This window comes from Nostoc sp. DSM 114161 (assembly GCF_052692665.1).
Map to the genome: position 1 here is coordinate 7,396,836 of NZ_CP195141.1, position 13,319 is coordinate 7,410,154.

Genomic DNA, 13,319 nt, shown 5'->3' on the forward strand with positions numbered 1-13,319 from the left:
ACTGCATATTAATAAACATTCTTCTGTATTTACTTTAGTTACGAATTATAAAAAGGATGATTTTTTATGGTGCTAGATATTACAAAACCAAAGGATTACATTGATGTAGCAGCTTCTTTATCTCAAGAACTTGCCCAATCGGCAGTTGAAAGAGATGCCGAAGCGGGAGTTCCAGAAGAGGAAATTAATAGGCTGCGCGAAACTGGATTGTTACCATTGATTGTGCCTAAGCAATATGGTGGAATTGGTGCAACATGGATTGATGCCTTAAAAATTGTGAGAAAACTATCAAAAGCTGATGGTTCAATTGGTCAGTTATATGGTAATCATTTGAATTTGACAGCTTTGGGTCATGTTTCTGGCACACCAGCCCAAAAGGAAAAATATTATACTGAAACTGCTAAAAATAACTTGTTTTGGGCAAATGCAATTAATACGCGGGATACTAGGCTTAAAATTAGCCCAGAGGGGGAAAATTTTCGGGTTAATGGTGTTAAAAGCTTTGGCACAGGTATTGCTGTTGCAGATTATCGGGTATTCTCGGCTTTGCAAGATGGTGTAGAATTACCCTTTATATTTATAATTCCTAAAGATAGAGAAGGCTTAGTTTCCAATCAAGATTGGGAGAATATTGGGCAACGTCGGACTGATAGTAGTAGTTATACATTTAATAGTGTTCTAGTAGAAAAAGATGAAATATTAGGGCCGCCAGAACCAGCTGATAATGCCTTTTCAACTTTTCTTGGTATTATTGCCCAGCTAACAAAAACTAACGTTTATCTAGGAATTACCAAAGGAGCTTTTGCTGCTGCTCGTGAGTACACCAAAACTAATACTCGTCCTTGGATTACATCAGGAGTAGATAGTGCTACTCAAGACCCATATATTCTGCATAATTACGGTGATTTTTGGGTTGAAATTCAAGGTGCGATCGCTCTGGCTGATTCAGCAGCCGAAAAGGTGCAAGCAGCTTGGGACAAGGATATAGCCCTCACTCATCAAGAAAGAGGAGAAGTAGCGATCGCAGTTTCCGCAGCCAAAGCGTTAGCTACCCGTGTAGGTATAGATGTTACCAATCGCATCTTTGAAGTTACGGGAACTCGTGCCACCGCAACCAAATATGGATTTGACCGTTACTGGCGGGATTTGCGAACCTTTACCCTCCACGATCCTGTGGATTATAAATTACGAACTATAGGCGATTGGGTACTTAACGACCAGTTACCTGTGATTACGCAATATTCTTAGGATATTTGTCTCTTTATCTACCCTACAAAGACGCGATGAATCGCGTCTCTACAAAATCTAAAATCTAAAATCGATATGACTCAAGTTAAAACACTTCCCACCTATGACCCGACCTTGTTTGAGGGAGCTGCTGAAGGCTACGCTCAATATAGAACGAAATATCCGGCTGTTGTATTCGACAAATTAGCGGAAATATTTAATCTCAATGGTCAAGGACGATTGCTAGATTTAGGTACCGGGCCGGGATTGATTGCAATTGGTTTGCGGACGAGATTTGAAGAAATTGTGGCGATCGATCCCGATCCCGATATGCTTGCAGAAGCTAAACGCCAAGCAGCAGCAGTCGAAGCAAATAATATTACTTGGCTGCAACAAGGAGCAGAATTCATCGACCCTAGTTTAGGAACATTTAAATTAGCCACTATTGGCCGAGCTTTCCACTGGATGGAACGTGAATTAGTGCTTGAGCGCCTTTATGAATTGCTTGCTGATGATGGTGCAATAGCACTGCTGAATACTGGTGATAATCCTTGGGAGAGTTCTCTACCTTGGAAACAAGCTGCTCTTGGAGTCGTGAAGAAATGGTTAGGCGATCGCCGACGCACTGGACTGCGAGGAGAAGGTACTCGTAAGCCAGTCGATCCTCCCCATGAAGTTGTTATTGCCAACTCAGCTTTTGCTCGTCAGGAAGTGTATCAAGTGCCATTTGAGAAATCTTGGACTGTCGATAGCTATCTTGGCTACTTATATACAACAGCTTTTTCTCTGAAAATTTTCTATGGTGATAATGCTCCAGCATTTGAAGCAGACCTCAAAGAAGCATTGCTACAAGTTGAACCCTCTGGGCATTTTACAGAAGAACTCAAAGCTACAATCTTAGTCGTTTGGAAGAAATAAGACTACTACTTTGAAAATTAAAATTCCAAAACTTTTGATTGCGGCATACATAACCTCAATTTCAAAACCAAATTATCAAGGTTTATTGTGAATTCTGAATCCTGAATTCTGCTACAATTTTCAACTTTCGACTAGCACAACCCTGGAGTGGGTTCTTCTCACTCCATTTTCTAATTTTCCGTTTCCTAACTGTTAAACTCAAGTTCCTCAAGTCGTTATAGAGTGGGCATAAGCCCACTCTAATTCCTATATTTGAATTAATTTTAGTTGCCAAAAATTAATAAATAATTTTTTTTTGCTTTTTAAGTTCGCGATCGATCATAATTTTGTAACTACCTAATACAACAATCAATAAAACAACCCATGCCAGCTATAAAACAAAAGTTTGATTTTAGTAAAAGTCACAAAATAACACGTCGTTCTTTATTATTTGCTCTAGGCTACTGCTTAGTATTATCGACGACCTTATCCAGTTGCAGTGAAGCCAAAAATAACGCTCAGCAATCTCCTGCTTCTCCTGATTCAGCAGCCTCATCTAACACTGCTTCATCTAACACTACAGAAAAGCAAGTAGTACGAATTGTCCGGTCAAAACAACTCACCGGTTTAGCTGTATTAGAAAAGCAGGGAAATTTAGATAAACGATTAGAATCTCTAGGTTTTAAGGTTCAGTGGCCTGAGTTTGCAGCTGGGCCGCAACAGCTAGAAGCTATAAATGCAAACGGACTTGATATTGCATCAACAGCGGAATCACCTCCTGTATTTTCGCAAGCAGCAGGAGCGCCTCTTGTTTATTTAGCTACTACATACCCCAGTGGAAAAGCAGTTTCACTTTTAGTTCCGGTAAACTCTCCAATTAAAAGTGTCGCTGACTTGAAAGGTAAAAAAATAGCTTTCCAAAAAGCTTCTATAGGACACTACTTATTAGTCAAAGCATTAGAAAAAGGAGGACTGAAACTAAGCGATGTCCAATCAGTTTTTCTCCCACCACCAGATGCTAATGTGGCTTTTAGTCAAGGAAAAGTAGATGCTTGGTTTATTTGGGAGCCATTCGTTACCAGAAATGTGCAAAACAAAGTAGGCCGTGTTTTGGTAGATGGAGGTGAGTTACGGGATACTGGCAACTTTTACTCAACTTCACGTCAGTTTTATGAGGCACATCCTGATGTAATTAAAGTATTTCTAGAAGAACTAGAAAAAGCAGAAATCTGGACTAAGGAACATCCGAAAGAAGTAGCACAATTACTTGCTCCTGTAACTCAATTAGACCCACCTACCCTAGAAATTATGCATAGTAAGTATAGCTATGGGGTGCTACCAATTATTGACAAAACTATTACCAAGCAACAAGAGGTTGCAGACAAATGGTACAGTCTCGGACTTATACCAAAGAAGGTGGATGTAAAAGTTGGTTTTTTGACGCCTGAAGAGTACGCCAAAATCACTCCTGCTGAGGTTTTAGCTAATAAGTAGGCATCGATTTTGGATTGAGAATCTCTTTTTTGGAAAGACTACTGTGAATGAATTTTTCAAACTGGTATTCTGACCAATAAAATACTAAAACAGAGGAGAATATTATGCCTACTGCAACTTTAACAGAAGTAAAAATCGCTCCTATTAATGCTCCATTAGGAGCGGAAGTTACTGGTTTGGATGCGAGTCAACCTATTGCACCTGAAGTCATATTACAACTTAAGGAAGCTTTGCGCGATCGCCATATCCTCATCTTTAAAAATCAACAAATTTCTGACGAACAATTGTTGAATTTTTCTCTATACTTTGGCGCACTTTTTGTACCGTCTCATGAAACTCCAGTACTAGCTTCTAAACCTGGAGAAATTCCTGTAGTGATTTTAATTTCTAATGTCGATGGTGGCTATACTGGTACTGGAGAATTAAGTTTTCATTCCGATCACAAATGGACTCCTACTCCATCTAGCGGTTCGCTTCTTTATGCTATAGAAGTACCTTCTCAAGGTGGAAATACTTATTGGTTAAATACCAATTTGGCTTATGAAGCTTTGGATGAAGCTACCAAAAAACGGATTGCTAATTTACAATTAATTACCTATAATCCGTTTTTACAAAATCGCAATGCACCCCGTCCCTTGTATCGTTGGGACAAAAATATCCCATTAGTCAGTCCAGTCTTCCCTCACCCTCTAGTACGGACACATCCTGAAAGTGGTAAGAAGCATCTTTACTTAGATATTGCTACTGAAGTAGAAATTGTAGGCTTAGAACCTGAAGAAGGATCTAAACTAATCGAACAGTTGCGTCAACATCTAAATCAGCCCCAATTCTACTATCAACACAAATGGTCTGTAGGTGATATAGTCTATTGGGATAATCAAGCTACTTTACACTACCGTCAAGCATTCGATCCCAATGAACGGCGGGTGTTAAAACGAGTTAGCCTTGCAGGTAGCCGTCCTTTTTAGTTTAGGTAATTGAAGTAGAGACGCAGTTGTTTGCGTCTCTCGAAAATTTAAATATTGCTGAGAATCATCAATAGTCACCGTGGCATTTTAATGATGCTAAATATTTAGTATCAATCTAAAGTTTTTCGCTATTACTATTTGTATATCGTGTTAATGAATAATTTTTCAAAATTTAAATTTTGAAAAGTATGTCCTGTTTAAAGTATAGCAAATATCAAATTTTATTTTTTAAATTTTGTCATTTATAATCAATATTATTTTATAGTATGTATGAAAGTATCTTATATTTTCTCGTAGTAATTAGTGTTGAAAAACACTTTATTAAAATACAAAACTAGATAATATTTAAACTTGAAATAACATTTTAGACTATTAATAATCAAAGGACAAAATGTGATTAAAGTTTTTTCTGATTTACTATACTTTCAGTCATTTACTAATAGCTCTTCACAATCTAAAACTGCAAATATCAAGCCAATCTCTAAACAAAATCTAAATATCTTAGATTTTAAAGCCAAATCTAAAATTAACCGAAATTATTATGTATCTTTACTAATAACTGCTTGTTATTTCGCAATACCGATCGGCATAGTAGGTTGCAGTAACGAAAATCAAGGTACTCAGAACCAAGCATCTTCTATTAGTAAACAAATCACAAACCAATCAGTTTCTAATACTACAGAAAAGCAAGAAGTACGAGTTGTTTATTCTAAGCTCGGTTCTCTTGCAGTTATGAGAAAACTGGGGACTTTAGAAAAAAGTTTAGCTGCACAGAATTTCACCGTTAAGTGGCTGGAGTTTGCTGCTGGGCCGCAAGCTTTAGAAGCGTTAAATGCTGGTTCTCTTGACATTGCGGCCACTGCTGAATCACCTCCTATATTTGCACAAGCGGCAGGTACACCTCTTGTTTACGTAGCTAGTACAGCCTTTAACGGTAAGGGAGTCTCTTTTCTTGTACCAGCAAATTCTCCCATTAAAACTGTTGCTGATTTTAAAGGTAAAAAAGTTTCTTTTCAAAAAGCCTCTATTGCCCATTATGTTTTACTAAAAGCATTACAAAAAGAGGGGCTAAAACTCACTGATGTGAAATCTGTTTTTCTACCGCCTCCAGATGCAAATGTCGCTTTTAGCCAGGGTGGACTTGATGTTTGGATAACTTGGGAACCCTACATTACAAGAGCTGTACAAAAAAATATTGGCCGTGTCTTAAGAGATGGGCAAGGACTCCAGAATCTCGGAGGTTTTTATTCTACGTCGCGTAAATTTGCCAAAGAACATCCTGAAGTTTTAAAAATTTTCTTGGAAGAACTTTTAAAAGCAGATGAATGGTCTCAGAAAAACCCCGATAAATTGGCAGAGCTTCTTTCTCCTGACGTTGGTATTGATATCCCTACCTTAAAACAAATTCAAGCCAAATCAGCGTATGGGCTGATACCAATTACTGAAGAAGTTGTTAATAAGCAACAACAAATTGCTGATTTGTGGTATGCTCAAGGACTTTTACCCAAAAAAGTTAATGTTAGAGACGGTGTATTAACTCCAGGAGAATATGCTGCTTTTACACCAGAATCAGTCAAGGCTAATTAACAAAGTAAAAATTACTTTGAAAGAATTATTTAAGGGAAATTCAATTATTGAAAATCTAATTACAAAGTAATTAGAGGTCAGATTATCCAAAGGTGTAAAAATGTTTAGCAATACTGTAAGAACAAAAGCAACAATAATTAGAAAACTAGCATTATTTGTAATGCCTGGTTTTTTGGCTTTATCTAGTACCTTAATAAGTTGCACTCCAAACAGCAATAATACAAATACTGCTAACGAACCAAAAGCAGATACAGCAGCAACAAAAACCGTTAGTTTTAAAACAAAAGTGTTGCGAATGGGGTATCAAAGCTCCGGTGATTTAGTTCGAGTCAGAGGAGTCTTAGAAAAACGTTTGGAACCCTTGGGCGTAAAAGTCGAGTGGGCGCAATTTGCCCAAGGGCCGCAACTTATGGAAGCGATGAATGTTGGCAAAATTGATGTTGGTTCGGTTGGGGAAACTCCTCCTATATTTGCTCAAGCTGCCGGTGCGAGAATAGTCTATTTGGCTGGTAGACGCATTACTCCAACTTCAGGTAAAGGAAGTGCGATCGTTGTTCCCAAAAATTCTCCAATTAAAACTTTAGCTGAAATTAAAGGTCAAAAAGTAGTCTTTCAAAAAGGTTCAGCTTCTCACTATTTTATTATTCAAGCCTTGAAAGAAGTAGGCTTAAAATATAGTGATATTCAAGTCTTAAGTATGCCCAATGTAGAAGCCCGTGGTGCATTTATTCAGGGGACTATTCCTGTTTGGGTAACAGGCGATCCTCATTTAGCTTTAGTGGAAAAACTCCACGGTGCGCGTGTGTTGCGAGATGCTACAAATATTGGTACTCCAGGTGGATATTATGTAGGAACACGCGAGTTTGCTAGAGACAATCCAGAATTAGTTCGCGTCATCTTAGAAGAAATTGACAAAAATGGTCAATGGGCAGAAGCAAATCGTAAAGAAGTTGCTAAGCTAATAGCACCTGTACTCAAAATCGATCTACCTATTCAAGAAGTAATTTCCGAACGCGCTAATTATCGCCTTAAAGGAATTACCCCAGAATTGATGAAAGCTCAACAAAACGTTGCAGATTTGTTTTATACCGAGAAAATTCTGCCTAAAAAGATTGATGTTCAGGAAGCATTGCTTACACCTAAAGAATATGCAGCGATTACTCCACCAACGCTAATTAGTGAGAAATAGAGGACTACTGGCTAAAGTATCCTGGCTCAAAAACTCAAATTCCCTACTTACCAATTCTTTGTCAACTTGCACTAAATAATTCTTAACATATTTCTTTGCTTGCGTATCTTCTATTTCGTTTAAGCAATATTAAGTGCATTTACATACAGAATTAGTACAAAAAGACAGTAGAAATTCATAATTTCTACTGTCTTTTTTATGTTGGTAGGAATTTTCTGTTTTGGCTAATAAAGGTATCTTACTTTTTCTCTTGTGGCAAAAATTAGACTAGCTTTGTTTTTGCAAAAGTCAGGAAACAAGGAACAAGCTCATCAATAATGTCATTTATTAAACAAATATTTAGTTTTATTGAGAAATTAATTTTTTCTTAAACTTATGGGCAGTTTAGTAAAAGAACAAAAAAATTTATTTGGCAACTTGACTTTTTTACTCTTACGAATGGATAAAGCTGAATGTAGCTATAAATTTTAGATTGTTCCTATTGGTGTTAAATCTATACTGAATAGATTTAACTATAGTTAATAACTCATATATTTTACCTTGCACCTATATAAAAAATATGCAAAACCTAAGTATGTTAACTTTACCTGGCTATACAATTTTTAATCAAATCTACGAAAGCAATAATTCTTCAGTTTATCGAGGACATCGAGATCGAGATTACCAACCTGTAATTCTCAAATTTTTAAAACAAGATTATCCCACTCCATCAGCATTAGTGAGATATAAACAAGAATACGAAATAACAAAAAATTTAGACTTGGATGGAGTAATTAAGGTTTATAGCTTAGAAAAATATCAAAATAGTCTGGTAATGATATTAGAAGATTTTGGTGGTGAGTCTTTAAAAACTCTAATTAATCGCCAAAGATTTACCTTAACAGAATTTTTATCGCTGGCTATTCAAATTACTAAAGCTTTAGGTAAAATCCACCAAAAAAATATTATTCATAAAGATATTAACCCTGGCAACATTGTTATTAATTCTACTACATCCCAAGTTAAAATCATAGATTTTGGCATTTCGACTGTATTAACTCATGAAAATCCCACTATTAAAAATCCTAATGTTTTAGAAGGAACTATTGCCTACATTTCGCCAGAGCAGACAGGTAGAATGAACCGGGCAATGGATTATCGCACCGATTTTTACTCGCTTGGTGTCACTTTTTATGAACTACTAACACAACAATTACCCTGTAATTATGTTGATGCAATGGAGTTAGTCCATTGCCACATTGCCAAACAACCAGCTTCACCTCATGAAATTAATCCGGAAATACCCAAACCTATTTCAGAGATTGTAATGAAGCTGTTAGCTAAAACAGTAGAACAAAGATATCAAACTACTTGGGGAATTATTGCTGATTTAGAAATGTGCCTAACACAATTACAAACTCAAGGTTATATTTCTGATTTTGTACTTGCACAACAAGATATTTCTAGTAAATTTCAGATTCCACAAAAACTGTATGGTAGAGAACAAGAAGTTGCTGCCCTGTTAGCAGCTTTTGAACGCGTGAGTGCTGGAACAAAAGAAATGATTTTAGTATCGGGATACTCTGGCATTGGCAAATCAGCATTAGTACAAGAAATATATAAACCAATTACTAAAGCTAGAGGTTATTTTATTTCCGGTAAATTCGATCAATTTCAACGTAATATTCCTTATTCAGGTATAGTTAAAGCCTTTCAGTCATTAGTTAAACAATTATTAACTGAAAGTCAAGAACAACTAAATCAATGGCAAGAAAAACTTTCCAACGCTCTTGGTGCTAATGGTCAGGTGATTATTGATGTAATCCCTGAAATCGAACTGATAATTGGTAAACAATCTCCAGTACAAGAACTAGGTGCTTCAGAAGCTCAAAACCGCTTCAATTTAGTTTTTCAAAATTTTATCCATGTATTTTGTTCGTTAGAGCATCCTCTAGTAATTTTTTTAGATGATTTACAGTGGGCTGATTTAGCTACTTTGAAATTGCTAGAAGTAATTATGACTGATGAGGAAATCCATTATCTGTTTTTAATTGGAGCATATCGAGATAATGAAGTCGATTCTAGACATCCATTGGTAATGACTCTTGATTCTCTGCGCTCTCAAGCAGCTATTATCAACGATATTACTTTAGTTCCTTTAGAAATTACACACGTTAACGAGTTAATTACTGAGACACTGCATAGTAACAATTTTACTATTCAACCGTTAGCTGAATTAGTTCTACGTAAAACTTCTGGAAACCCTTTCTTTGTTAATCAATTTATTAAAACTCTATATCAAGAAAATCTTCTAATTTTTCAACCTCCATCAGCAAGCAGTAAAGCTTTATGGCAATGGAATATATCCAATATTGAGGCAGTAGATATTACTGATAATGTTGTAGAGCTAATGATTGGGAAATTAAAGAAACTCCCTGATGCAACACAGCAACTTTTACAGTTAGCTGCTTGTGCAGGTAATACATTTGATTTGCATACACTTTCTATTATTAGCGAAAAATCAGCATCAGTAGCTTTTCAAGACCTTTTACCAGCAATTCAAGAAAGCTTAATTTTACCTCTTTCGGATCTAGAAATTACGTCAGAAGAAGTAATTAATGCTCGTCTGGTAATTTTCAGTTTTAGATTTCTGCATGACCGGGTGCAACAAGCAGCTTACGCACTCATTCTCCAAGAACATAAAAAACAAGTTCATCTCAAAATTGGTCAACTACTTTTTCAAAATACTAGTGCTACTGAACTGGAGGAAAAAATATTTGATATTGTTAACCATCTTAATAGCGGCGTGGAGTTAATCGATGATTTAAATCAAAAATTTCAATTAGCCGAGTTAAATTTAATTGCAGGTAAGAAAGCTAAAGATTCAATGGCTTATGCCGCTGCTAGAGAGTATTCGATCGCGGCTATAGATTGTTTAACTGTAGATAGATGGAAGCAAGATTATGATTTAACTTTTAAAATTTACAAAGAACTAGCAGAAATTGAGTACTTAAACGGAAATTTTGAGCAATCTGAAGCATTAATCAGATTAATATTAACTCAAGCAAAATCAGCTATTGAAAAAGCAGAAGTTTATAATATCCTGATTGTACAGTATACCTTACTAACTAAATATGAAGAAGCAATTCAAGCTGGACGGGAAGCACTAGCATTGCTAGGAATTAATTTACCAGAAAAGGTAGAAGATTTGGAAGCGGTACTTCCTGGGGAAATAGCTGAAGCTAAAGCTTATTTAGGAGATAAAAAAATTGCTTCATTAATTCATAAAGAAAAAATGAAATCTCCCAAACACAAAGTGGCATTAAAAGTATTGGGTCACATGGGGCCACTAACATTTTTTTCTCATCAAGCTTTATGGAAAATTACTGTTATTAAAGCAATTAACCTGTCTTTTGAATATGGTTTTGTGGCGGGGGGTTCTTATTGCTACTCTTGCTATGGCATTATGCTAAGTTGCATCTTAGAAGATTTTCAGTCTGGCTACGAGTTTGGACTGCTATCTTTAAAATTAAGCGAACTGACAAATAACTTAGCCCAAAACTGTCAAGATAGTGTGATATTTGCTAACTATTTAAATTGTTGGATGAATCACGTTAAAACTACTGCCGATATTAACAACGAAGGTTATAAAATCGGGTTACAGTCTGGAAATTTGCAATGGGCGGGATATAATCGCATGTTTCAAACCATAACCCTTTTCTTCCAAGGGCTAAATTTGGAACTTCTTTTAGAAAAAATAGCTAGTTTTATTTTATTTTGTGAAAAAACTCAAAACCAATGGGCTGCTGATATTATTTTAGCCAATAAGCTAGCTGTATTAAATTTGATGGGAGAAATAGATGAATTAAGAGATTCTCAGTATCTAGAGATGTTCCATCAGCATAAGAGTATGGCAGCTATTTGTGAATACCATGTTCTAAAATCTCAGGTTTTTTATAATTACGATCGCTACGATGAAGCCCAAAAATGGTCAAGCTCGGCTGCGGAAATTCTCGATTATTTAATGGGGCATATTTCTAGCTGTCATCATTATTTTTATTACTCATTAACTCTAACAGCAATTTATTCATCTGCTTCTCAATCAGAGAAAGAAAGATATTTTAATTTATTAACTGATAACCAGACAAAATTAAAAAAATGGGCAGAACAATGCCCAGATAATTTCTGGCATAAGTATTTGTTAGTAGAAGCAGAAATAGCGCGGATTTCTGGTAAAGTTGTAGAAGCAATGGAGTTGTATGATAAAGCGATCGCTTCTGCTAGAGACCATGAATTTATCCAAGATGAAGCTTTAGCTAATGAACTTGCAGCTAAATTTTGGTTATCAAAGGGTAAAGAAGATTTTGCTAAAACTTATATGATGAAAGCTCACTATAGTTACCGACTTTGGGGAGCTTTCGGTAAAGTAAAAGATTTAGAAACAAAATACCCGAAATTGTTGATTAGAGAAGTAGCCAAGACAACTACGAAAATTAAGGATATTGAAATTACAACTGCTTCTACTACTACTAGTATGGGAGTCACTCTAGATTTAGCCACAGTCATGAAAGCAGCACAGGCTATTTCTGGTGAAATAGTTTTGAGCAATTTACTTGCTAGATTAATGAGAATCGTAATTGAAAATGCTGGCGCTCAAAAAGGTTGTTTAATTTTAGAGAAACAAGGAAATTGGCTGATTGAAGCTGAAGGTGCAGTTAATAATGATGATGTAACTGTACTACAATCAATTCCTGTAAGTTCAAAAATAGCTTCTGAAGAAAAACCAAAACTCTCGGATGCCATTATTAACTATGTGATTCACACTCAAGAAAATGTCGTTTTAAACAATGCTACTCAAGAAGGGCAATTTACTTCCGATTCTTATATTATAGCTACTCAACCTAAATCCATTCTTTGCACTCCTTTACTATACCAAGGTAAAATTACTGGAATTCTCTACCTAGAAAATAACCTGACTGAAGGAGCTTTTACTACAGATAGGCTAGAGCTTTTAAGAATATTATCTGCTCAAATTACCATTGCAATTGAAAATGCCCAACTCTACAAAAATTTACAAGAATTCAATCAAAACTTAGAAGAATTAGTCACTAAACGTACTCAAGAATTATCAGAAACATTAGTTAATTTAAAAGCTACCCAAAGTAAGCTTGTAGAAGCTGAAAAAATGGCATCATTAGGAGGACTAGTTGCTGGGGTTGCTCATGAAATTAATACTCCAGTAGGAATTGGTGTTACTGTTGCTTCGGCTTTGGTAGAACATACTTCAGAGTTTTGTACTAAATATCAAAGTGGCGCGATGAAACGTTCTGATTTAGAAAAGTTTTTCGATTTAACTACGCAAAGCGGCAATACGCTTTTAATTAATTTAAATCGAGCAGCAGAATTAATTCAAAGTTTTAAGCAAGTAGCAGTAGATCAATCTAGCGAAGTACAACGTGTCTTTAACTTTAAAAATTACCTGAATGAGATTTTAATTCAATTGAGGCCTAAATTGAAAATGAGTAAACATAGAATTGAAATTTATGGGCAAGAAAATATTACTTTAGACTCTTATCCAGGTGCGTTGTCGCAAATTGTGACTAATTTGCTGATGAATTCTTTGACTCATGCTTACGAACCTGAAGATTCTGGGAAGTTGATTTTTAATTTCCAGCAAGTTAACGAACAACTGCACATAGAATATGCTGATGATGGTAAAGGTATACCTGCCGAAAATTTAAGTAAAATTTTTGAGCCTTTCTTTACTACCAAACGCAGTCAAGGTGGTAGCGGATTAGGATTAAATCTTGTTTATAACTTAGTTACTCAAAAACTTAAGGGTGACATTGAATGCCAAAGTGAGTTGGGAAAAGGAACAAAGTTTATTATTAATTTCCCTATGCGATTATAGAAATGTAGAGGAGGAGATAGGGGTTATATCTAGCTCATTGAAGACTTCAAGAAAAGCGATCGCATTA

At 35.8% G+C, this 13,319-nt stretch carries 7 protein-coding genes; all 7 read left to right on the forward strand.

The features are described 5' to 3' along the window. Positions 1-66 precede the first annotated feature (66 nt). The 7 genes from NSTC745_RS30800 (at position 67) to NSTC745_RS30830 (ending at position 13,252) form a co-directional block, all read left to right on the forward strand. Complete coding sequence (locus NSTC745_RS30800; protein WP_445634396.1) at positions 67-1,248, forward strand: acyl-CoA dehydrogenase family protein; 1,182 nt, start codon at positions 67-69, stop codon at positions 1,246-1,248. Positions 1,249-1,323: 75 nt separating this feature from the next. Next, positions 1,324-2,145, forward strand: coding sequence for a class I SAM-dependent methyltransferase (locus tag NSTC745_RS30805; RefSeq protein ID WP_445634397.1), 822 nt, complete (start codon positions 1,324-1,326; stop codon positions 2,143-2,145). Between the two features lie 363 nt (positions 2,146-2,508). Further along, a complete protein-coding gene (locus NSTC745_RS30810) occupies positions 2,509-3,618 on the forward strand; it encodes an aliphatic sulfonate ABC transporter substrate-binding protein (protein ID WP_445634398.1) in 1,110 nt (369 codons plus the stop codon). A gap of 104 nt (positions 3,619-3,722) precedes the next feature. After that, the gene (locus NSTC745_RS30815) at positions 3,723-4,586 is read left to right on the forward strand and encodes a TauD/TfdA dioxygenase family protein (RefSeq protein ID WP_445634399.1); all 864 of its coding nucleotides are present in this window, start codon (positions 3,723-3,725) and stop codon (positions 4,584-4,586) included. Positions 4,587-4,979: 393 nt separating this feature from the next. Further along, complete coding sequence (locus NSTC745_RS30820; protein WP_445634400.1) at positions 4,980-6,173, forward strand: aliphatic sulfonate ABC transporter substrate-binding protein; 1,194 nt, start codon at positions 4,980-4,982, stop codon at positions 6,171-6,173. 100 nt (positions 6,174-6,273) lie between these two features. Beyond that, positions 6,274-7,362: a sulfonate ABC transporter substrate-binding protein gene (locus NSTC745_RS30825; protein WP_445634401.1), complete on the forward strand. Its 1,089-nt coding sequence runs from the start codon at positions 6,274-6,276 to the stop codon at positions 7,360-7,362. Between the two features lie 574 nt (positions 7,363-7,936). Beyond that, the gene (locus tag NSTC745_RS30830; RefSeq protein WP_445634402.1) at positions 7,937-13,252 is read left to right on the forward strand and encodes a trifunctional serine/threonine-protein kinase/ATP-binding protein/sensor histidine kinase; all 5,316 of its coding nucleotides are present in this window, start codon (positions 7,937-7,939) and stop codon (positions 13,250-13,252) included. Positions 13,253-13,319: the final 67 nt, after the last annotated feature.

Coding starts and splice junctions, on each gene's coding strand:
- NSTC745_RS30805 (WP_445634397.1), top strand. CDS start 1,324: ATGACTCAAGTTAAAACACTTCCCACCTATGACCCGACCTTGTTTGAG.
- NSTC745_RS30825 (WP_445634401.1), top strand. CDS start 6,274: ATGTTTAGCAATACTGTAAGAACAAAAGCAACAATAATTAGAAAACTA.
- NSTC745_RS30815 (WP_445634399.1), top strand. CDS start 3,723: ATGCCTACTGCAACTTTAACAGAAGTAAAAATCGCTCCTATTAATGCT.
- NSTC745_RS30810 (WP_445634398.1), top strand. CDS start 2,509: ATGCCAGCTATAAAACAAAAGTTTGATTTTAGTAAAAGTCACAAAATA.
- NSTC745_RS30800 (WP_445634396.1), top strand. CDS start 67: ATGGTGCTAGATATTACAAAACCAAAGGATTACATTGATGTAGCAGCT.
- NSTC745_RS30830 (WP_445634402.1), top strand. CDS start 7,937: ATGTTAACTTTACCTGGCTATACAATTTTTAATCAAATCTACGAAAGC.